The organism is Halomonas cibimaris, assembly GCF_055379665.1.
The window spans coordinates 1,348,565-1,369,365 of the sequence record NZ_AP043828.1; the positions used below are offsets into that span (position 1 = coordinate 1,348,565).

Genomic DNA, 20,801 nt, shown 5'->3' on the forward strand with positions numbered 1-20,801 from the left:
TCCGCGCGCCTTAAGGCCAAAAGCTGGTAAAGCCGGTATCGTTTAGCCGGCGCTGCATCCACGCGAGTTTTTGCTGGGTGCGGCAAGCAATCGCAACCTCGCTGCGATAAAAGTCCGGGCGCGTGCTGCGGGCGACATCGCTAGCCCAAATATCCACAAGCTGCGTTGCCAAGACGCTGTGTAACTCGCTGAGCAGCGAGTCGCTGTCGAACGTTTGCCGCAGTTTTTCGGCATCGCCGTCGATGCGCGGCAGTACCTTTTGCATGAGCACGTCATCCCAAACGGCCTGTAGCTCCACCGCGTTTTGGGGCTGCTGGCAGGCCACAGCGAGCAAAAGCTCGTTTAGCGTGCGGTAGGCGAGCTCAAACGGCGTGCCAACGAAAGGAGCGTTGACGCGCTTAGCAAACTCGATAGTGGCCTTGCCGTCGGGGTCGGCGGCGCCAAAATGGGATACGTCTCTAGCGTCAGAAAGCGTGGGATAGCCCAGTGCTTCATGGGTAAAGCCGCCCTGAAAGAAACAGTCAAAATCGTTGGGGAAAAACTCGCCAAAATCGAGTGTTAGCGCCCTGTCAATCACTTTGCGCGAGAAGCCGTGGGTGGTTTCATCCATGTTGACCGTGCCGGCGACCAGCAGATTGAAAGGAATGCTAATGCCGCTGTCGAGAAAGTGCTGCCAAAGATCCTCATATTCTGCGTGGGCGAGGCCTAAGCGGCTGCGCAGCTGCTCGGGTGCATCCAGCTCTTGCAGCTGACCGCTTTTCAGCAGCGCATCGCAGGAATAGGCAAAGTCATTGCCGTTCCACTGCCAGCGGCGGGTTTCGATGACGGATAAATAATCGGCGAAATACTGCTCCACCGGTGCCAAGTTCATTTCGTCTAAACACAGCCAGTAAGGGGCCGCGGTTTTTAGCATAGCCTGAGTGCCTGTGGCAGTAGAGCGGCCGTTCTTGCCATCAACGGCTATGCCGTTATCGACTAACGCCTTCCAGGCAGCGACGATAAATCTGAGTGTATCGGTTGCCACATAGCTGACGGTGCCACTTAAGCGGGATATATAGCCCAGTAGGTCGCTAGGCTCGTGCCAGTCCGGACGCACTGACACAAGACAGTAGTTATCCAGCGAAACACCGCCGGTAGCTATAGCCTGTTCGCGCACAAAGCGAGATTTTCCTGTGCCGGAGATTCCTGCAAGCAAAATAAAAGGGTTGGGCAGTGATCTGACAGGTAACGGTGCTATGTAAGCCGCGGTATCAGTCACCTCTCCTATAATTTCTTTTTTCACTTGAAGGTAGAGAGGGGATATTTGGCGATAAGCGGTAAGTATATCCCGTAAATCGCGCTCTAACGTAATGTTGTCAGGTAGGGCGTCTGCCGGGTAGTGCTTAGCGACGATAGTAAAATCTTCGTAAGATCTGCCGCGATTGCTGTTGGCATTCAAATTGAGTTTTTCACTACTCCACTCATCGCTTAATGGGATGCGCTTGTTGATGACAGATTTTATATGCTCTGAGTGCTTTTTAGCATAGTGATGGTCAAATTTTTTCTCAAGAGATGTAACCCCTTGCATAAGAGATAAAAAGATGCCAGCGCCATCTGCCTGGAAGAGGTAAGCCGGGTAAATGCCGTCTTGAGTGGTGGTTGTTATTTCGGGGTCTAAGATAGAGAGCCAGGCTACGTCAGCCCAATTTCCTGCGCCTACGCTCGGCGTTGTCACATAGCGAGTGTCAAAATCGTTGACAATAGTGTCAACTTCTTTTTTGAAGTCGCGCTTAAAGAAAACTGCTACGGGATGTTTGGCAAATTGCTGATTTTTTGCAGATGACCAATCAGATAAAATTGTGGCTAGCGTATCGCGTAAACTCATTCTTCCCTCGGTCGTAGGCAGTTTTCCTATCTGAAAAAGCAAAAAAGGCGTTACAGCATTATTCCTCATGCAGAAGGCTCTGCATACCATTGCCGGCCAAGTGCTCCGTGTGCGTGGCAGCGAGGCCTAAGCGGCCCCTAGCCACCGCTATCCATATCCTGTAACATCCCTAAGATTTTGGTCGAGTGGTTCCAAAAGCCGCGCTTGTTGCGCAGGCCGGCCCGAACGGCAGGGGTGAGCGCCGTCGGCCAGGGCCGTTTTGGCGAAGAACAGCAGGCGGGATGAAACCGGTTTTTCCAATCGGCTTCGTCCCGCTTTTTTACGACCCGACGTTTGCACGCAAACGCCGCTAAGAATGACGGATGCCGCTGTCGTGACAGGGGTGTTAACCAGCCTTGGGAGGATTTGTCTTGAATAACCCCGCTTTGCACCAACCCGCGATTCTGGCGCTGGAAGACGGAAGCGTGTTCCACGGCATCGCCATCGGCGCTGAGGGGCTCACCAGCGGCGAGGTGGTGTTCAATACGGCCATGACCGGCTATCAGGAAATCCTCACCGATCCTTCTTATACCCGCCAGATTGTCACGCTGACCTATCCGCACATCGGCAATACCGGCGTCAACAGCGACGACGTGGAATCTGACGGCGTGGCGGCGGCAGGGCTGGTGATTCGCGATCTGCCGCTGGTGGCGAGCAGCTTTCGCTGTGAACAGAGCCTTTCCGACTACCTGAAAAGCCAGAACGTGCTGGGCATCGCCGAGATCGACACTCGCCGGCTGACGCGGCTGCTGCGGGACAAGGGGGCGCAAAACGGCGCGATTCTGGCCGGCCGCGAAGCCGAGGGCGACGATGCCGAAGCGCGCGCCGTTGCCGCGGCCAGGGGCTTTCCCGGCCTGGCCGGCATGGACCTGGCCAAGGTCGCCAGCTGCCAGACGCCCTACGAGTGGAACGAAGGCGAGTGGATCCTGGGGCAGGGCTATCAGTCCGGCGATGACATCGAGCGGCCCTTCCACGTGGTGGCCTACGACTACGGCGTCAAGCGCAACATTCTGCGCATGCTGGTATCCCGCGGCTGCCGGGTGACCGTGGTGCCGGCGCAGACGCCGGCCTCCGAGGCGCTGGCGCTCAACCCGGACGGCATCTTTTTATCCAACGGCCCGGGGGACCCGGAGCCCTGCGACTACGCCATTCAGGCCATTACCGAGCTGCTCAGGGCAAATATTCCGCTGTTTGGCATCTGCCTGGGCCACCAGCTGCTGGCGCTGGCCAGCGGCGCGCGTTCGATGAAAATGAATCACGGCCACCACGGCGCCAATCATCCGGTGCAGGATCTGGACACCGGGCGGGTGATGATTACCAGCCAAAACCACGGCTTTGCCTCGGATGAAGCCACGCTGCCGGAGACTCTGCGCGCCACGCACCGTTCACTGTTTGACGGCACGCTGCAAGGCGTTGAACGCACCGACGGCCCGGCGTTCAGCTTTCAAGGCCACCCGGAAGCGAGCCCCGGCCCGTGCGACGTGGCACCGCTTTTTGATCGCTTTATCGCCATGATGCAGGCGCGCCGCTAGGGCCGGCAGCACCGCCGTTTACGCCGTTTCTTGTTGCTCATCGTCATTTTTTGCGGGAACCGTTATGCCCAAGCGTACCGATATTAAAAGCATCCTGATTATTGGCGCTGGCCCGATCGTCATCGGCCAGGCCTGTGAATTCGACTATTCCGGCGCTCAGGCGTGCAAGGCGCTGCGTGAGGAGGGCTACCGGGTCATTCTGGTCAACTCCAACCCGGCCACCATCATGACCGACCCGGTCATGGCCGACGCCACCTACATCGAGCCGATTACCTGGCCGGCGGTGGAAAAAATCATCGAGGCTGAGCGCCCGGATGCGATTTTGCCCACCATGGGCGGCCAGACCGCGCTGAACTGCGCGCTGGAGCTGGATAAGCACGGCGTTTTGGAACGCTACGGCGTGGAGATGATCGGTGCCAACGCCGATGCCATCAACAAGGCCGAAGACCGCGACCTGTTTGACAAGGCGATGAAAAACATCGGCCTTGAGTGCCCCAAGGCCAAGGTGGCGCACACGATGGACGAAGCCTGGGAGATCCAGGCAGAGCTGGGTTTTCCCACCATCATCCGCCCGTCCTACACCATGGGCGGCTCCGGCGGCGGCGTGGCCTACAACAAAGAAGAGTTCAAGGAGATCTGCGCCCGCGGGTTTGACCTTTCCAACAACCACGAGCTTTTGATCGACGAGTCGCTTTTGGGCTGGAAAGAGTACGAGATGGAGGTGGTGCGCGATAAAAACGATAACTGCATCATCGTCTGCTCGATTGAAAACTTCGATCCCATGGGCGTACATACCGGCGACTCCATCACTGTGGCGCCGGCGCAAACGCTGACCGATAAAGAATATCAGGCCATGCGCAACGCAAGCCTGGCGGTGCTGCGCGAGATCGGCGTGGAAACCGGCGGCTCCAACGTCCAGTTCGGCGTGGATCCGGACACTGGGCGCGTGGTGGTCATCGAGATGAACCCGCGGGTGTCGCGCTCCTCGGCGCTGGCCTCCAAGGCGACGGGCTTTCCCATTGCCAAGATCGCCGCGAAGCTGGCGGTGGGCTACACCCTGGACGAGCTTTCCAACGACATTACCGGCGGGCGCACGCCGGCGTCGTTTGAGCCGTCCATCGACTACGTCGTGACCAAGATTCCGCGCTTTACCTTCGAAAAATTCCCCCAGGCCAACGACCGGCTGACCACGCAGATGAAGTCGGTGGGTGAAGTCATGGCCATCGGCCGGACGTTTCAGGAATCCCTGCAGAAGGCGCTGCGCGGGCTGGAAACCGGCGTCGACGGCCTCGACCCCATCGTCACAAACTTTACTGACGAAGCCATTGCACGGATCAAAGGCGAGCTGCAGGCGGCGGGGGCCGACCGTATCTTCTACGCGGCCGATGCCCTGCGCGCCGGGCTTAGCGTCGACGAGCTGTTTGCGCTGACCCATATCGATCGCTGGTTTTTGGTGCAGCTTGACGATTTGATCGCCGCGGAAGCGGCGCTGGCCAAGCGTTCGCTGTCTGAGCTGTCCGCGCAGGAAATTTTCCGCCTCAAGCGCAAGGGGTTTGCCGATGCGCGGCTGGCCAGGCTGCTCGGCGTGTCGGAAAAAGAGTTCCGCAAAACGCGCCAGAAAGCCGGCATCCGTCCGGTGTACAAGCGGGTGGATACCTGCGCCGCCGAGTTTGCCTCGGATACCGCTTACATGTACTCCACCTACGAGGAGGAGTGCGAGGCAGAGGTGTCCGACAAGCCCAAGATCATGGTGCTGGGCGGCGGGCCCAACCGCATCGGCCAGGGCATCGAATTTGACTATTGCTGCGTGCACGCCGCGTTTGCCATGCACGACGACGGCTATGAAACCATCATGGTCAACTGCAACCCGGAAACCGTCTCCACCGACTACGACACCTCCGACCGCCTGTATTTCGAGCCGGTGACGCTGGAAGACGTGCTGGAAATCGCCGACAAGGAGCAGCCGGTCGGCGTGATCGTACAGTTCGGCGGGCAAACGCCGCTGAAGCTGGCCCGCGAGCTGGAAGCCGCCGGGGTGCCGATCATCGGCACCACGCCGGACGCCATCGACCGCGCCGAAGACCGCGAGCGTTTCCAGCAGATGATCAACAAGCTGGGCCTCAAGCAGCCGCCCAACGCCACCGCGAGAAGCTTCGACGAGGCGTTTGCCAAGGCCGAGGCCATCGGCTACCCGCTGGTGGTGCGCCCCAGCTACGTGCTCGGCGGGCGGGCGATGGAAATCGTCTATGACGCCTCGGAGCTTGAGAGCTACATGACCCACGCGGTCAAGGTCTCCAACGACTCGCCGGTGCTGCTGGATCACTTTCTCAACGCCGCCGTCGAAATCGACGTGGATGCGGTCTCCGACGGCCAGCAGGTGGTCATCGGCGGCATCATGCAGCACATCGAGCAGGCCGGCGTTCACTCCGGCGATTCGGCGTGCTCGCTGCCGCCGTATTCGCTGCCGGCCGACGTGCAGGATGAAATGCGCGATCAGATCAAGCGCATGGCGGTGGAGCTTGGGGTAAAGGGCCTGATGAACGTGCAGCTGGCCTGGCAGGACGGCGAGATCTACGTCATCGAGGTCAACCCCCGCGCCTCGCGCACCGTGCCGTTCGTGTCCAAGTGCATCGGCACCTCACTGGCGCAAATCGCCGCGCGCTGCATGGCGGGCGTCAGCCTGGCCGAGCAGGGTTTCGAGCGCGAAATCGTACCGCGCTGCTATAGCGTCAAAGAAGCGGTGTTCCCGTTCAATAAATTCCCCGGGGTCGACCCGATTTTGTCGCCGGAGATGAAGTCTACCGGCGAGGTCATGGGCTCGGGCGATACCTTCGCCGAGGCCTTCTACAAGGCCCAGCTGGGGGCCGGTGAGGCTATTCCGCCGGTCGAGGGGCCGCGCAAGGCGTTTCTTTCCGTGCGCGAGCCGGACAAGGAAGGGATTATCGAGGTGGGGCGTTCTCTGCTAACATTAGGCTTTACGCTATGCGCCACACGCGGCACGGCGGCGGCATTGGAAGCTGCCGGGCTCGACGTTGAGCGCGTCAATAAAGTCTATGAAGGACGCCCGCACATCGTCGATTTGCTCAAAAACGACGATATTGCCTATATCGTGAATACCACCGAAGGTCGCCAGGCAATCCTTGACTCTTCGGTTATCCGCCGTACCGCCCTTGCCCGCAAGGTGGCCTATGCGACCACCCTGGCGGGGGCTAATGCCGTTTGCATGGCGCTGGCGTACGGTCGGGAAATTACGGTGCGGCGCCTTCAGGAATTGCACGCAGGAGCCAGTGAATGAACAAGGTCCCGATGACGGTTGCGGGAGAAAAGCAGCTTCGCCAAGAGCTTGAAGAGCTGAAAAGCGAAGCGCGCCCCCGGGTGATTGCGGCCATCGCGGATGCGCGTGAGCACGGCGACCTGAAGGAAAACGCCGAATATCACGCCGCGCGCGAGCAGCAGGGCTTTATCGAAGGGCGCATCCAGGAAATTGAAAACAAGCTTTCCGGCGCTCAGGTGATTGATGTCACCAAACTGCCCAAAACGGGCAAGGTCATCTTTGGCGTGACCGTTGCGCTGCTGCATCTGGACGAAGACAAGCAGGTCACCTATCGCATCGTCGGTGAAGACGAGGCGGACATCAAGGAAGGCCGTATTTCGGTGACCTCGCCCATTGCCCGGGCGCTGATCGGCAAGGAAGAAGGGGACGTTGTTCTGGTGAAAACCCCCGGCGGCGATGTCGAGTATGAAATTGAAAGCGTCGAGCATCTGTAGCGTGATGCCGGTATTCGCCCATAAAAAAACGCCCCGATCGGGGCGTTTTTTTGTGCGGTGGCCACAGCTTGATATTAGCGCCGGCCGTGATGATGCTCAAAACGCACGATGTTGGAAAGCTTGGGGTTGGCCTCGGGGTTTTGGCGGTAGAGCAGCGCCGTTTTGCCGATCGTCTGTACCGGCTCGGCGCGGCCGCCGGCGGTGAGCTGTTCCAGTGTGCGCGCACGGTCGTCGCGGTCAGGCAGGGCCAGCTTGACCTTGACCAGTTCGTGATCGCGCAGGGCGCGGTCCAGCTCGGCGAGCAGACTGTCCGAGACGCCGTTTTCCGACACCGTCACAATTGGGTTGAGGTGATGGCCGATGCTGCGTAGTGCTTTCTTTTGTGCCTGTGACAAGCTCATGGTATCTTGCGGTATCCCAAGTTTGCGCTTAACGCTCCATCTTACGGCGAAACGCCGCTGGGGGAAAGCGCTCGCCTTGCCCATTCATTTTCTCTTTCATGCGCCAGATTTCCTTACATGCAGCAAAAGCCCCAAAGCCGCAAGCGCCAGGCCAGCAAGTCCAGCGGCAGCTGGATGCAAGAGCATTTTGATGATCCCTACGTCAAGCAGCGCTGGGCCGACGGCTATCGCAGCCGGGCAAGCTATAAGCTGCTGGCGCTGGACGAAAAGGATCGATTGTTTCGCCCCGGCATGACCGTTGTGGATCTGGGGGCGGCCCCCGGCGGCTGGAGCCAGGTTGCCGCGGAAAAAGTAGGGCCTGAAGGCAAGGTCATCGCCTCGGATATTCTTGCCATGGACGCGCTGGCCGGGGTGGACTTTATCCAGGGCGACTTCACCGAAGACGAGGTGCTCAACGCGCTGCTGGAGCGGCTGGGCGGGCAGACGGCCGACCTTGTGATGTCGGATATGGCCCCCAACATGAGCGGAATGGCCGGTATTGATCAGCCCCGGGCCATGTATCTGGTGGAACTGGCGCTGGATCTGGCACAGCAGACGCTTTCCCCCGGCGGCTGCCTGGTTGCCAAGGTCTTTCAGGGGGAAGGGTTTGACGCCTATCTGAAAACCCTGCGCGAGAACTTTACCCGGGTGGTGACGCGTAAGCCGGACGCCTCACGCGCGCGCTCCCGGGAAGTGTATTTGCTGGCCGGCGGGTTTCGCGGCTGACGTTTCTGAATGGCTACCGGGCCGGGCAGGCGCTGCAGCCCCCGGGGCAGGTATAGTCGGGATTTATCATGGTCATTGCCGGACAGTCCGCGGCAAGGTGTGCCACAGTAGACAGCAAACACGCGCAAGAGCGCCACCGCGTCGGACAGCGCGATCGATTCAGCACGCGCGGGCCTTGCGCTCTAAAAACGAATGAACGCATGCTGCGCAGACGATGTCTTATGTAGCGACGTTAACTGACGGATTCTTGTAATGAGGGTAGCCCCTTGAACGATATGGCAAAGAACCTGGTTCTGTGGTTGGTCATCGCGGCGGTTCTGCTGACCGTGTTCAACAACTTCAGTACGGAAAGCTCGCCTCAATCCATGAACTACTCACAGTTTGTGGAGCAGGTGCAAAACCAAGAAGTGCGCAGCGTCACCATTGATGGCTACACCATCAAGGGTGAGCGTTCGGACGGCTCGCGGTTTCAGACCGTGCGGCCCGCCGCCGAAGATCCCAAGCTGATGGATGACCTGCTGGCCAACGACGTGACCGTGGTAGGCAAGGAGCCCGAGCAGCAAAGCATCTGGTCGCGGCTTTTGATCGCCAGCTTCCCGATTTTGCTGATACTGGCCATTTTCATGTTTTTCATGCGCCAGATGCAGGGCGGCGGTGGCGGCAGCAAAGGCGGCCCCATGAGCTTTGGCAAGTCCAAGGCGAAGCTTTTGTCCAACGACCAGATCAAGACCACGTTTGCCGACGTGGCCGGCTGTGACGAGGCCAAGGAAGAGGTCGAAGAGCTTGTCGACTTTCTCAAGGATCCAAGCAAGTTCGAACGTCTGGGCGGCACCATCCCCCGCGGCGTTTTGATGGTGGGCCCGCCGGGTACGGGTAAAACCCTGCTCGCCAAGTCCATCGCCGGCGAGGCCAAGGTGCCGTTTTTCTCCATTTCCGGCTCCGACTTCGTTGAAATGTTCGTCGGCGTGGGCGCCTCACGCGTGCGCGATATGTTCGAGCAGGCCAAAAAACAGGCGCCCTGCATTATTTTCATCGACGAGATTGACGCGGTGGGCCGTTCGCGCGGCGCCGGCATGGGCGGCGGCAACGACGAGCGCGAACAGACGCTCAACCAGCTGCTGGTGGAAATGGACGGCTTTGAAGCCAACGAAGGCGTCATCGTCATCGCCGCTACCAACCGCCCGGACGTGCTCGACCCGGCGCTTCTGCGCCCGGGCCGCTTTGACCGCCAGGTGACCGTGCCCCTGCCCGACATCCGCGGCCGCGAACATATCCTCGGCGTGCATCTGCGCAAGGTGCCGCTGGCCGAAGACGTCAAGGCATCGCTGATTGCCCGCGGCACGCCGGGCTTCTCCGGGGCTGACCTGGCCAACCTGGTCAACGAAGCGGCGCTGTTTGCCGCGCGCGGAGACAAGCGCCTTGTCGGCATGGACGAGCTGGAAGCGGCCAAGGACAAGATCATGATGGGCTCCGAGCGCAAGTCCATGGTCATGACCGACAAGGAAAAGCTCAACACGGCCTATCACGAGTCCGGCCACGCCATCATCGGCCTGGTCATGCCCGAGCACGACCCGGTGTACAAGGTCACCATCATTCCCCGGGGCCGCGCGCTGGGTGTGACCATGTTCCTGCCGGAAGAAGATCGCTATAGCCTTTCCCGCCAGCAGATCATCAGCCAGATCTGCTCGCTGTTTGGCGGCCGCATCGCAGAGGAAATGACGCTTGGGCCCAACGGCGTGACTACCGGTGCGTCCAACGACATCAAGCGCGCCACCGAGCTTGCCCACAACATGGTGGCCAAGTGGGGGCTGTCCGAGGAAATGGGCCCGATCATGTACGATGAGGACGACTCCCATCAGTTCATGGGCGGCGGCCAGAGCAGCGGCATGCTCAAATCCGGTGAGACCACCACGCGGCTGGATAAAGAGGTCCGCAAGATCATCGACGGCTGCTACCAGCAGGCCTATCAGATTCTTGAGGACAACCGTGACAAGCTGGATGCCATGACCGAGGCGCTGATGAAGTACGAAACCATCGATGCCCATCAGCTCAAGGACATCATGGAAGGCCGTGATCCGCGCCCGCCCGAGGGCTGGAATGACGACGGCTCCTCCGACGGCGGCTCGCCGGTGGATAACCGTACGCCCGCCGCCGGGACTGCCGGCGAGGCGCCCAAGGCAACCGGCGACAGCGACGGCGATGACGACGACGATAGCCGCCGGCGCCGCCCGTCCGACCCGCTGGGCGGTCCGGCAGGCTCGTAGCCGCGGCAAATTGTGTGTCAGGCGCCTCACCCTGGGGCGCCTTTTTTGCTATTCTGCCGGCCATCATTGCGCCTTATCCACCCTGCTGACTGAGCCTTTCCATGCAACCACCCTTTGCCGCGCCGCCCGGCAACGGCGCCCCGATTGTTTGCGGGCCCCACCGGCTTGACCTTTCCGTTCCCCGCGTTATGGGCATTCTCAACGTGACGCCGGACTCCTTTTCCGACGGCGGTCGCTATACCGCGCTGGATGAAGCGCGGCGTCAGGCCGAGCGCATGCTGGCCGAGGGGGCGGCGATCATCGATGTGGGCGGCGAGTCCACGCGCCCCGGTGCTGCACCGGTAACGGCCCAGCAGGAGCTGGATCGCGTGGCCCCGGTGGTCGAGGCGCTGTCCTATGAGCTGGGCGCGCTGGTCTCGGTGGATACCAGCAGTGCGGCGGTGATGCGTGAAGCAAAAGCGCTGGGCGCCGGCATGCTCAACGACGTGCGCGCGCTTGAGCGCGAAGGGGCGCTTGAGGCTGCCGCCCAAAGCGGTCTTGCCGTGTGTTTGATGCACCGTCAGGGCGAGCCGCAGACTATGCAGGACGCGCCGCACTACGAAGGCCCCGTGGAAGATGGCGTTAGCGACTTTTTGCTCCGGCGCATCGCCGCCTGTGAAGGGGCGGGCCTTGAGCGCCGGAGGCTGCTGTTGGATCCCGGCTTTGGCTTTGGCAAGACAGTCGAGCACAACTTGCGCCTGCTCAACCGCCTGCAGGCGATTGGCGAGCTGGGGCTGCCGCTGCTGGTGGGGATGTCGCGCAAAAGCATGATCGGCAAGGTGCTGGGCCGCCCGGTTGACGAACGGCTCGCCGGCGGGCTGGCGCTGTCGGCGATGGCCGTGGAGCGCGGCGCGAAAATCCTGCGCGTGCACGACGTCGCGGCAACGGTCGATGCCGTCAACATGGCCCGGGCGGTCATCAACGAAGGCGGCCAGGATGCGGCCGCGGAGGTGGGCTTGTGAGTCGGCGTTATTTCGGTACTGACGGTATTCGCGGCAGGGTAGGGCGTGCGCCGATTACCGCCGAATTTATGCTTAAGCTGGGCTGGGCGGCCGGCCAGGTGCTGCGCCGCGATGCCGACCGTGCGCGGGTGCTGATCGGCAAGGACACGCGGATTTCCGGCTACATGTTTGAATCCGCGCTGGAGGCCGGATTTTCCGCAGCGGGGGTGGACGTAGCGCTGCTGGGCCCTATGCCCACGCCGGGCATTGCGTACTTGACGCGCACGTTCCGCGCGGAAGCCGGCGTGGTGATTTCCGCCTCGCACAACCCGTTTGACGACAACGGCATCAAGTTTTTTGACGCCGACGGCACCAAGCTGCCCGACGCCGTGGAAGAGCGCATTGAGGCCATGCTGGACGAGCCGCTGACCACCGCCGATGCGGCGGCGCTGGGCAAAGCGATGCGCATTGACGATGCGCCCGGGCGCTACATCGAGTTCTGCAAGTCAACGCTGCCTGAACGGCTTAGTCTGCACGGGCTGCGCATCGTTCTCGACTGCGCCCACGGGGCGACGTATCACATCGCGCCTAACGTGTTTCGCGAACTGGGCGCTGAGGTCAGCGTGATCGGTGCCGAGCCGGACGGCATGAACATCAACCGCGATGTGGGCTCTACGCACACGGCGTCGCTGCGCGCGGCGGTGATTCATCGCGGCGCCGATCTGGGCATTGCCTTCGACGGTGACGGCGATCGAGTGCTGCTGGTAGATCCTGACGGTCACGAAGTCGACGGCGACGACATCCTTTACCTGATCGCGCGGGATCGCAAGCGGCGCGGCGTGCTCAACGGCGGGGTGGTAGGCACGCTGATGAGCAACTTCGGGCTGGCGGTGGCCCTGGAAAAGCTGGATATTCCCTTTGAGCGCGCCCAGGTCGGTGACCGCTTTGTCATGGAGCGCATGGCGGCCAACGGCTGGAAGCTGGGCGGCGAGCCTTCCGGGCATGTGGTGTGCGCTCACGCCCAGACCACCGGCGACGGCATTGTCTCGGCGCTGCAGGTCGTGGCCATCATGATGTGCGAGAAAGCGACGCTGCCCGCACTGCTGAGCGCGCTGGAAAAGGTGCCCCAGGTGCTGGTGAACGTGCGCCTGCCCGAAGGCACGAATGCGCGTCAGGTGCTGGCCGCGCCGGCCGTTATGCAGGCCGTAGCCGATACCGAAGCTCAGCTGGGCGAAGAAGGCCGGGTGCTGCTGCGCCCGTCGGGCACCGAGCCGCTGATTCGCATTATGGTAGAAGGCCGTGCGCACCTGGACGTGGAAGGTCTGGCAGATGCGCTTGCCCGGCAGGTGCAGGCGCTGCTGGCCTGACGTTGAGGCGGCTAGCGGTTGTCTTGCTCTGGCCGCTCCTATACCATTTTGCGCAATCTCGAAAAGGAGCCTTGATGCGTACGCCACTGATCGCCGGTAACTGGAAGATGAACGGCTCTGCCGAGCGTGTTCGCGCGTTTGGCGAAGCCTTTGCCGGTGACCGGCTGCCCGCCTCACTGGATGTCGCGGTTATTCCCCCGTTTCCCTACCTTGATCAAGCCCGGCGGGCCTTTGCCCGTACGCCGCTGGCGCTGGGGGCGCAGACGCTGAGCCCGGAGCCTGCCGGCGCGCACACCGGTGAGGTAAGTGCCGCCATGCTTGCCGAGTTTGGCGTTGCCTATGTGCTGGTGGGGCATTCCGAGCGCCGCCAGCATCACGGCGAAACCGATGCCGACGCCTACCGCCGGGTATGCGCGGCGCTGCACGCCGGCCTGGTGCCGGTGCTGTGCGTAGGTGAAACCCTGAAACAGCGCGAGGCCGGGGCGACCCGGGACGCGGTGCTGGGGCAGCTGGCCGCGGTGCTAAAGCCGCTGGACGCCGACCGGCGCCGGCGGCTGGTTATTGCCTACGAGCCGGTATGGGCGATCGGTACCGGGCGTACGGCAACGCCGGAACAGGCCCAGGCCACGATGAAAGACATACGCACCTGGCTTGAATCGCTGGACAGCGACCTGGCTCAGACGCTGCGGCTGCTGTACGGCGGCAGCATGAAGGCCGACAACGCAGCCGAGCTGCTGGCGCAGCCGGATATCGACGGCGGTCTGGTGGGCGGCGCCTCGCTCCAGGTCGATGAATTTTTCGCTATATGCCAATCAGCAGGATAACTCCATGCAAGCTGCAATACTCATGATTCACGTGGTGGTGGCGATCGCTCTGGTCGTTTTGATCCTGCTTCAGCAGGGCAAGGGTGCCGATGCCGGCGCCTCCTTTGGCGGCGGCTCGTCGCAAACGGTATTCGGCGCCCAGGGGAGCGGCAACTTTCTGTCGCGCTTTACCGGTGTGCTGGCGGCAAGCTTTTTTGTGACATCGCTGGCGCTTGCCTACTTTGCCAGCCAGGCCGGCGACGCACCCGATGCCGGCATTCCCGATGCCAAACTTGTAGAGCAGCAAAATACCCAAGGCAGCTCGGTAAAATCCCTTGACGAAAGCGAAGAGGGTATGGATAATGCAGCGCCAGTGCTAGAGGAGAGCGGCGAATAGCCTGTCACAACAGGCCGGCTGATATCCGCTTTGCTAGCCTCCCCTGTTGCCGAAGTGGTGGAATTGGTAGACACGCTATCTTGAGGGGGTAGTGACCTCACGGTCGTGCGGGTTCAAGTCCCGCCTTCGGCACCATCGCAAGCGTTTCGCGGCATTTTTTACCGCATGTTGCAATGGTAGACAGAACGGCAAGGCCGCACTGATAACGACACGCGCAAGCGTGTGAGAGGCGAAAGTGGCTTGACGCAAGCCGAGCAAACACTTATTATCGCACTCTCAGATTGATGCGGGGTGGAGCAGTCTGGTAGCTCGTCGGGCTCATAACCCGAAGGTCATCGGTTCAAATCCGGTCCCCGCTACCATTTTCAAGCGTGCTGCGCTGTAAAATGGTACTACAGGTTTTCTTGCAAAAAGCCCCTTCCTGTGAAGGGGCTTTTTGTTAGCCGCTCCTTTTATCGCGCTCGCCGTTTGCGGCGACAGCGATGCTACCTGCCGCACCGGCAAGCGATAAGGGGCGTCTCACTAGCGAATGTCTACCGGGTTGCCGGAGGCACGTTTCCGGTTAACGCCCATCAGCCACCTAGCTTTATTCTGTGACTCCTGGCCAGGTGCCTGATGCAACGGCTATAGGAGCCTTGTCTGTGGCCACAAAACACGCCGCACTTCACGCGCTGATCGAGCCGGTCGTTGCCGCCATGGGCTTTGAGCTATGGGGCATTGACTATCTTTCCCAGGGCAAGCACTCGCGCCTGGTCGTCTATATCGAGGGCGACAACGGCGTTAGCGTAGACGACTGTGCCGACATCAGCCGTCAGATTAGTGCGGTGCTGGATGTGGAAGACCCTATCACCGAGGCGTACCGTCTGGAAGTTTCTTCGCCGGGCATGGCACGTCCGCTCTATACCCTGGATCATTTCCGCCGCTTCAAAGGACATCAGGTAGCGCTCAAGCTGCGCTCGGCGTTTGACGGACGGCGCAAGTTTTCCGGTCTGCTTGCCGGTATTGAAGGCGACGAGGTGCTCTTGCAGCTGGACGGTGAGGAGTACTGCTTTCCCATCGAAAGCATTGACAAGGCGAACATCGTGCCTCGGTTTGACAAGTAACCGAGCGAGGCAACCGGCGCTTGGCCGGCTTGGGCACATAAGGACAGGTTTTGGCGAGGCAAATGCATGAGTAAAGAAATCTTGATGGTCGTGGACGCGATCTCGAACGAAAAAGGCGTCCCCCGGGGGGTCATCTTCGAGGCGGTCGAAGCGGCGCTGGCCAGCGCCTCGCGCAAGCGCTTTGAGCGCGAAGAGGCAAGCGTGCGGGTGCGCATCGACCGCCGCACGGGGGAATACGAAACCTTTCGCTACTGGACGGTCGTGGAAGACGACGAGTTCGAATCGCCCGATTACGAAATCAAGCAGAGCATTGCCGAGCAGCGCACGCCGCCGCTGGCGCTGGGTGATGAAGTTGAAAAGCCGATTGAAAACGCCGAGTTTGGCCGCATTGCCGCCCAGACCGCCAAGCAGGTGATCGTGCAGAAAGTGCGCGAAGCCGAACGGGCCGAGGTGGTGCGCCAGTACACCGATCGCGAAGGCGAACTGGTCGCCGGCATCGTCAAGCGCACCACCCGCGACGGGCTGGTGATTGACCTGGGTGATAACGCCGAGGCGTTTTTGCCGCGCAGCGAAATGATCCACGGCGAGCGCTACCGCATGAACGAACGAGTGCGGGCGCTGCTGGTCAACGTTGACCCGGAGGCCAAGGGCGCACAGCTGCAGCTTTCGCGCACCTGCCCGGAGCTGATCATTGAGCTGTTCAAGATCGAGGTGCCAGAAATCGCCGAGCAGCTGATCGACATCAAGGGAGCGGCGCGCGACCCGGGCTCACGGGCCAAGATTGCGGTCAAGACCAACGACCGGCGTATCGACCCGGTGGGAGCCTGTGTCGGCATGCGCGGCTCGCGCGTACAGGCGGTCTCCAGCGAGCTGGAAAACGAGCGCGTGGATATCGTGCTGTGGGATGACAACCCCGCTCAGCTGGTGATCAACGCCATGGCGCCGGCCGATGTGGTCTCCATCGTCGTGGATGAAGAGGCCGGCTCGATGGACGTTGCCGTCGCCGAAGACAATCTGGCTCAGGCCATCGGCCGCAGCGGGCAGAACGTGCGGCTGGCATCCGAGCTGACCGGCTGGCACATCAACGTGATGACCGAAGACGAGGCCGACGCCAAGCACGAACAGGAAATCGACAGCCTGGTGGACTTTTTTGTCCAACATCTTGGCGTGGACGACGACGTGGCGCGCCTGCTGGTCGATGAAGGCTTTACCACCCTGGAAGAGGTGGCCTATGTACCCCTTGACGAAATTCGCGAGATTGACGATTTCGACGAAGAGCTTATCGAAGCGCTACGCGCACGAGCAAAAGACGAGCTGCTGACGCTGGCAATTGCCTCAGAAGAAGCGCTGGACGGCGCCCAGCCGGCCGACGATCTGCTCAACATGGATGGCATGGAGCGGCACCTGGCCTTTACGCTGGCCAGCCGCGGCATTGTTACCATGGAAGACCTTGCCGAGCAGTCTGTCGACGATCTGGTCGATATCGAAGAGTTGGACGACGCGCGCGCAGCGGCATTGATCATGACTGCCCGTGCGCCCTGGTTCGAAGACGACAGCAAATCCGATTCGAGCACACAGTAAACAGGTCACGGGCTGAGGAGGGTCATCATGTCAGACATGACAGTAAAAGATTTTGCAGCAAAGGTGGGTCGCGATGCGTCCCGTCTGCTAGAGCAGATGAAAGAAGCAGGGCTTAGCCACACCTCGGAAAGCGATGCGGTGTCGGAAAGCGATAAGCAAACTCTGCTGAACTCGCTGAAAAAGCACCACGGCGGTGACGAGCCCAACAAAAACCGCATTACCTTGACGCGCAAAACCCGCAGCCGCATCAAAACCGGCGAGCGGGGCAAGACCATCGACGTTCAGGTACGCAAAAAGCGCACCTACGTTAAGCGCGCCGAAGACAAAAAGCCCGAGCAGCCGGAGCCGAGCTACACCGGCCCGCGCCAGCTGGTCGGCGACATGGCCGAAGCCGAAGCGGAACGCAAAGCCCACGAAGCAGAAGAGCAGAAGGCCGCAGAAGCCCAGCGCGCCGCCGACGAAGAGGCGCGCAAGCTCGCCGAGGAAAAAGCCAAGAGCGCCGATGTGCCGACCGAGCTTGAAATTCCAGTGCCTGAGCTCGACGAAAGCAGCAGTGCCGGCGACAACATGCCCCCGGCGCCGCCCAAGGAAGGCCGTACCGATCGCCGCTCGGCGCCGGCGAAAAAAGCCGCCAAGAAAAAGGGCCGCCGCGACGAGCAGGATTCTCGCGGCGAGCGCGAGGAGCGCCGCCGCGGCGGCAAGAAGGCCAAGCGCGCCGAGCGTCGCGGTGGCAGCCGTCGAGGCGGCAGCCAGGGCGGCGGCAAGCACGGCTTCCAAAAGCCCACGCAGCCGATCGTGCGCGAAGTCTCGATCCCCGAGTCGATCAGCGTCGCCGAGCTTGCCGACAAGATGTCGATCAAGGCCAACGAAGTGATCAAGGCCATGTTCAACATGGGGGCTGCGGTCACCATCAACCAGACCATCGACCAAGAAACCGCGGTAATCGTGGTCGAGGAAATGGGCCACACGCCCAAGCTTGTCAAGGACGACGCGCTGGAATCCGAAGTGCTGGAGAGCATTTCCTACGAAGGCGAAGAAATCGTCCGTGCCCCGGTCGTCACCGTCATGGGCCACGTCGACCACGGTAAAACCTCGCTTTTGGACTACATCCGCAAGGCCAAGGTGGCCACGGGCGAAGCCGGCGGCATTACCCAGCACATCGGCGCCTACCACGTCGAAGGCAGCCACGGCGGTGCGACCTTCCTGGATACCCCGGGTCACGCGGCGTTTACCGCCATGCGTGCGCGCGGCGCCAAGGCCACCGACGTGGTCATTCTGGTCGTCGCCGCCGATGACGGTGTGATGCCCCAGACCATCGAGGCCATCGAGCACTCCAAGGCAGCGGAAGTGCCCATGGTCGTGGCGGTCAACAAGATCGACAAGCCGGCGGCCGATCCGGACCGGGTGAAAAACGAACTCTCCCAGTACGGCGTCATCTCCGAGGAGTGGGGCGGCGATACCCAGTTCGTCCACGTCTCGGCGAAAAGCGGCGAAGGCATCGACGCGCTCATTGAAGGGGTGCAGCTGGTGGCCGAAGTGCTTGAGCTCAAGGCGGTGCCCGAGGCCCCCGGCAAGGGCGTGGTCGTGGAATCGCGCCTGGACAAGGGCCGCGGCCCGGTGGCCACGGTGCTGGTACAAAACGGTACGCTGAGAAAAGGCGACATCGTGCTGGCCGGGCTGCACTACGGCCGCGTGCGCGCGCTGACCAACGAGCTGGGCAAGCAGGTTGACGAGGTGGCCCCGGCGATGCCCGTGGAAATCCAGGGGCTGGACGGCACGCCCGAAGCCGGCGATGACTTCATGGTGGTGGCCGACGAGAAGAAGGCGCGCGAAGTCGCCAACTTCCGTCAGGGCAAGTACCGCGAAGTGCGCCTGGCTCGCCAGCAGAAAGCCAAGCTGGAAAACATGTTCACCCAGATGGAGAAAGACGAGGCGGCCAAGGTCAACATCGTACTCAAGGCCGACGTTCAGGGCTCGCTGGAAGCGATCAAGAGCGCGCTTGAAGAGCTCTCCACCGACGAGGTCGAAGTGGCCGTGGTGTCCTCCGGCGTGGGCGGCATTACCGGCACCGATGCCAACCTGGCGCTGGCCAGCGAGGCGATCGTGATCGGCTTTAATGTCCGGGCCGACGTCGCCGCGCGCGATATTATCGAGCGCGAAGGGCTGGATCTGCGCTATTACAGCGTCATCTACCAGCTGATCGACGAGGTCAAGCAGGCCATGAGCGGCAAGCTGGCCCCGGACTGGAAAGAAGAGATCGTGGGCGTCGCCGAAGTTCGCGATGTCTTCCGCGCGCCGAAGATCGGTGCGGTGGCCGGCTGTATGGTCATCGAAGGCACCGTGCATCGCCACAAAAAGATCCGCGTACTGCGCGACAACGTGGTGATCTACGAAGGTGAACTTGAGTCCTTGCGCCGCTTCAAAGACGACGTCCAGGAAGTGCGCAGCGGCATCGAGTGCGGCATCGGCGTGAAAAACTACGACGATGTCCAGATCGGTGACAAGATCGAGGTCTTTGACCAGGTCAAGGTCGAGCGCACCCTCTAAGGCCGTTCAGGAGTCCACATGCGGGAATTCAAGCGCACCGACCGGGTGGCCGACCAGCTGCAAAAAGAGCTGGCGGTGCTCATCCAGCGCGAGGTGAAAGACCCTCGCCTGGGCATGATTACGCTAAGCGGCGTCACCGTTAGCCGGGATTTGGGCTACGCCGACGTGTATTTCACCCTGCTCGGCGAGCAGGATCCCGAACGGGTGAAGGAAAACCGCCAAGTGCTCAAACGCGCGGCGGGGTTTCTGCGCAGCCAGGTGGCGCGGCGGATCAAGCTGCGCCACGTGCCTGAGCTGCGCTTTCACTACGATGAAAGCACTGTCCGGGGGCAGGCGCTGTCGTCGCTGATTGACCAGGCGGTGCAGTCTGATCGCCAGCGCGACACCGGCGACGAGGAAAACGCCCCGGATAGCGACGAGGTGTCGCACTAATGGCGCGTCGCCGTCGTGGCCTGCCGGTTAACGGCGTGGTGCTGTTGGACAAGCCTCAGGGCGTGTCCAGCAACCATGCGCTGCAGCGCGTGCGCCGGCTGTTTCAGGCGCAAAAGGCCGGCCACACCGGCACCCTTGACCCTATGGCAACCGGGCTTTTGCCGATTTGCCTGGGCGAGGCGACCAAGTTTTCTGCCCACCTGCTGGAGGCCGACAAGGTCTACCGCGCGCGGGTAGAGCTTGGCGTGATCACCGACACCGGCGATGCCGAAGGCCACGTCATCGAGCGTCGCCAGGTGCCGGTGCTCGATCAGGCCGGCATCGAGGCGATACTTGCGCGTTTTCGCGGCGGGATCGATCAGGTGCCGCCGATGTATTCAGCGCTCAAGCACCAGGGCCGCAAGCTCTACGAGCTGGCCCGGGAGGGCAAGCACGTGGAGCGTGCAGCCCGGCGTATAAGCGTGTATGATGCGCGCCTCACGGCAGTGGATGTCGATGCCTTTACGCTTGAAGTCCACTGCAGTAAAGGCACCTATATTCGCACCCTGGCCGAAGATATCGGCCTGGCGCTGGGCTGCGGGGCGCATATTTCGGCGCTCCGGCGGCTGGCTACCGGGCCGTTTACAGCGGCCGGGATGTGGACGTTGGACGCGCTGGAAGCGCTTGACGGCCAGGCCGCAAAAGAGGCCGAGCTGATGGCGCCGGATGTGCTGGTAGCGCATCTACCGGCCCTGTCGCTGGATGACGAAGCCTATCGGCGGCTGTCCTGCGGCCAGCAGGCGACGCTTGCCGGCCATTTATACGAGGATGCCTTGCCCGATGACGGCGAGGCGATCGTCAGGCTGTACCACGCGACAACCTTTGCCGGACTGGGGCGTATCGTGGAGAAAGCCGGCGGCGCGATGACCGTCGCGCCCAAGCGGCTGCTTGCCAGCGCCGCTGCTGCGTAGGGCAGGCC

16 protein-coding genes and 2 tRNA genes are annotated in these 20,801 nt (G+C 61.7%); 16 read left to right on the plus strand and 2 right to left on the minus strand.

Features of this window, described 5'->3' with window-relative positions:
- Nucleotides 1-10 precede the first annotated feature (10 nt).
- Nucleotides 11-1,864, minus strand: coding sequence for an MrcB family domain-containing protein (locus ACZ415_RS06260; protein ID WP_344701189.1), 1,854 nt, complete (start codon nucleotides 1,862-1,864; stop codon nucleotides 11-13).
- Between the two features lie 425 nt (nucleotides 1,865-2,289).
- Here ACZ415_RS06260 and carA point away from each other — a divergent pair, with 425 nt between their 5' ends.
- From carA to greA, 3 genes are all read left to right on the plus strand, one after another.
- Complete coding sequence (carA, locus tag ACZ415_RS06265) at nucleotides 2,290-3,435, plus strand: glutamine-hydrolyzing carbamoyl-phosphate synthase small subunit (protein ID WP_344701221.1); 1,146 nt, start codon at nucleotides 2,290-2,292, stop codon at nucleotides 3,433-3,435.
- Between the two features lie 64 nt (nucleotides 3,436-3,499).
- Complete coding sequence (gene carB, locus ACZ415_RS06270) at nucleotides 3,500-6,730, plus strand: carbamoyl-phosphate synthase large subunit (RefSeq protein ID WP_344701187.1); 3,231 nt, start codon at nucleotides 3,500-3,502, stop codon at nucleotides 6,728-6,730.
- Nucleotides 6,727-7,203 (plus strand): transcription elongation factor GreA, encoded by a 477-nt coding sequence (gene greA, locus ACZ415_RS06275; RefSeq protein WP_344701185.1) that lies wholly within the window; start codon nucleotides 6,727-6,729, stop codon nucleotides 7,201-7,203. The genes carB and greA overlap by 4 nt, the downstream gene beginning before the upstream one ends.
- A gap of 74 nt (nucleotides 7,204-7,277) precedes the next feature.
- Here greA and yhbY read toward each other — a convergent pair whose 3' ends face one another.
- Entirely contained in the window at nucleotides 7,278-7,604 is a 327-nt protein-coding gene (yhbY, locus tag ACZ415_RS06280) for a ribosome assembly RNA-binding protein YhbY (protein ID WP_344701183.1), read from the minus strand.
- A gap of 117 nt (nucleotides 7,605-7,721) precedes the next feature.
- Between yhbY and rlmE the strand changes: the two genes are divergently transcribed.
- From rlmE to truB, 13 genes are all read left to right on the plus strand, one after another.
- A complete protein-coding gene (gene rlmE / locus ACZ415_RS06285) occupies nucleotides 7,722-8,369 on the plus strand; it encodes a 23S rRNA (uridine(2552)-2'-O)-methyltransferase RlmE (RefSeq protein WP_344701181.1) in 648 nt (215 codons plus the stop codon).
- A gap of 266 nt (nucleotides 8,370-8,635) precedes the next feature.
- Nucleotides 8,636-10,633: an ATP-dependent zinc metalloprotease FtsH gene (gene ftsH / locus ACZ415_RS06290; RefSeq protein WP_344701179.1), complete on the plus strand. Its 1,998-nt coding sequence runs from the start codon at nucleotides 8,636-8,638 to the stop codon at nucleotides 10,631-10,633.
- A 101-nt stretch (nucleotides 10,634-10,734) separates the two neighbouring features.
- The gene (gene folP, locus ACZ415_RS06295; RefSeq protein ID WP_344701177.1) at nucleotides 10,735-11,634 is read left to right on the plus strand and encodes a dihydropteroate synthase; all 900 of its coding nucleotides are present in this window, start codon (nucleotides 10,735-10,737) and stop codon (nucleotides 11,632-11,634) included.
- Nucleotides 11,631-12,980, plus strand: a complete 1,350-nt coding sequence (gene glmM / locus ACZ415_RS06300) for a phosphoglucosamine mutase (protein ID WP_344701175.1) — start codon at nucleotides 11,631-11,633, stop codon at nucleotides 12,978-12,980. Before folP ends, glmM begins: the two co-directional genes overlap by 4 nt.
- Nucleotides 12,981-13,054: 74 nt before the next feature.
- Nucleotides 13,055-13,804: a triose-phosphate isomerase gene (gene tpiA, locus ACZ415_RS06305; protein ID WP_344701173.1), complete on the plus strand. Its 750-nt coding sequence runs from the start codon at nucleotides 13,055-13,057 to the stop codon at nucleotides 13,802-13,804.
- Nucleotides 13,805-13,808: 4 nt separating this feature from the next.
- Nucleotides 13,809-14,180 (plus strand): preprotein translocase subunit SecG, encoded by a 372-nt coding sequence (gene secG, locus ACZ415_RS06310; protein ID WP_344701171.1) that lies wholly within the window; start codon nucleotides 13,809-13,811, stop codon nucleotides 14,178-14,180.
- Nucleotides 14,181-14,228: 48 nt separating this feature from the next.
- Nucleotides 14,229-14,315 (plus strand) — tRNA-Leu (locus ACZ415_RS06315).
- A 150-nt stretch (nucleotides 14,316-14,465) separates the two neighbouring features.
- Nucleotides 14,466-14,542: transfer RNA gene (locus ACZ415_RS06320), tRNA-Met, on the plus strand.
- A gap of 279 nt (nucleotides 14,543-14,821) precedes the next feature.
- Nucleotides 14,822-15,283 (plus strand): ribosome maturation factor RimP, encoded by a 462-nt coding sequence (gene rimP / locus ACZ415_RS06325; protein ID WP_344701169.1) that lies wholly within the window; start codon nucleotides 14,822-14,824, stop codon nucleotides 15,281-15,283.
- Between the two features lie 66 nt (nucleotides 15,284-15,349).
- Nucleotides 15,350-16,864: a transcription termination factor NusA gene (gene nusA, locus ACZ415_RS06330; protein ID WP_344701167.1), complete on the plus strand. Its 1,515-nt coding sequence runs from the start codon at nucleotides 15,350-15,352 to the stop codon at nucleotides 16,862-16,864.
- Nucleotides 16,865-16,891: 27 nt separating this feature from the next.
- Entirely contained in the window at nucleotides 16,892-19,411 is a 2,520-nt protein-coding gene (gene infB / locus ACZ415_RS06335; protein WP_344701165.1) for a translation initiation factor IF-2, read from the plus strand.
- An 18-nt stretch (nucleotides 19,412-19,429) separates the two neighbouring features.
- A complete protein-coding gene (gene rbfA, locus ACZ415_RS06340; protein WP_344701163.1) occupies nucleotides 19,430-19,843 on the plus strand; it encodes a 30S ribosome-binding factor RbfA in 414 nt (137 codons plus the stop codon).
- Nucleotides 19,843-20,793 carry a tRNA pseudouridine(55) synthase TruB gene (gene truB / locus ACZ415_RS06345; RefSeq protein ID WP_344701161.1) on the plus strand — a complete coding sequence of 317 codons (951 nt, stop codon included), beginning with the start codon at nucleotides 19,843-19,845 and terminating at the stop codon, nucleotides 20,791-20,793. Before rbfA ends, truB begins: the two co-directional genes overlap by 1 nt.
- Nucleotides 20,794-20,801 lie beyond the last annotated feature (8 nt).

Bases quoted from the DNA above. Each gene is read 5' to 3' on its own strand.
- carB (WP_344701187.1), top strand. From the start codon at position 3,500: ATGCCCAAGCGTACCGATATTAAAAGCATCCTGATTATTGGCGCTGGC.
- truB (WP_344701161.1), top strand. From the start codon at position 19,843: ATGGCGCGTCGCCGTCGTGGCCTGCCGGTTAACGGCGTGGTGCTGTTG.
- yhbY (WP_344701183.1), bottom strand. From the start codon at position 7,604: ATGAGCTTGTCACAGGCACAAAAGAAAGCACTACGCAGCATCGGCCAT.
- rbfA (WP_344701163.1), top strand. From the start codon at position 19,430: ATGCGGGAATTCAAGCGCACCGACCGGGTGGCCGACCAGCTGCAAAAA.
- rlmE (WP_344701181.1), top strand. From the start codon at position 7,722: ATGCAGCAAAAGCCCCAAAGCCGCAAGCGCCAGGCCAGCAAGTCCAGC.
- tpiA (WP_344701173.1), top strand. From the start codon at position 13,055: ATGCGTACGCCACTGATCGCCGGTAACTGGAAGATGAACGGCTCTGCC.
- ACZ415_RS06260 (WP_344701189.1), bottom strand. From the start codon at position 1,864: ATGAGTTTACGCGATACGCTAGCCACAATTTTATCTGATTGGTCATCT.
- secG (WP_344701171.1), top strand. From the start codon at position 13,809: ATGCAAGCTGCAATACTCATGATTCACGTGGTGGTGGCGATCGCTCTG.
- infB (WP_344701165.1), top strand. From the start codon at position 16,892: ATGTCAGACATGACAGTAAAAGATTTTGCAGCAAAGGTGGGTCGCGAT.
- nusA (WP_344701167.1), top strand. From the start codon at position 15,350: ATGAGTAAAGAAATCTTGATGGTCGTGGACGCGATCTCGAACGAAAAA.
- greA (WP_344701185.1), top strand. From the start codon at position 6,727: ATGAACAAGGTCCCGATGACGGTTGCGGGAGAAAAGCAGCTTCGCCAA.
- folP (WP_344701177.1), top strand. From the start codon at position 10,735: ATGCAACCACCCTTTGCCGCGCCGCCCGGCAACGGCGCCCCGATTGTT.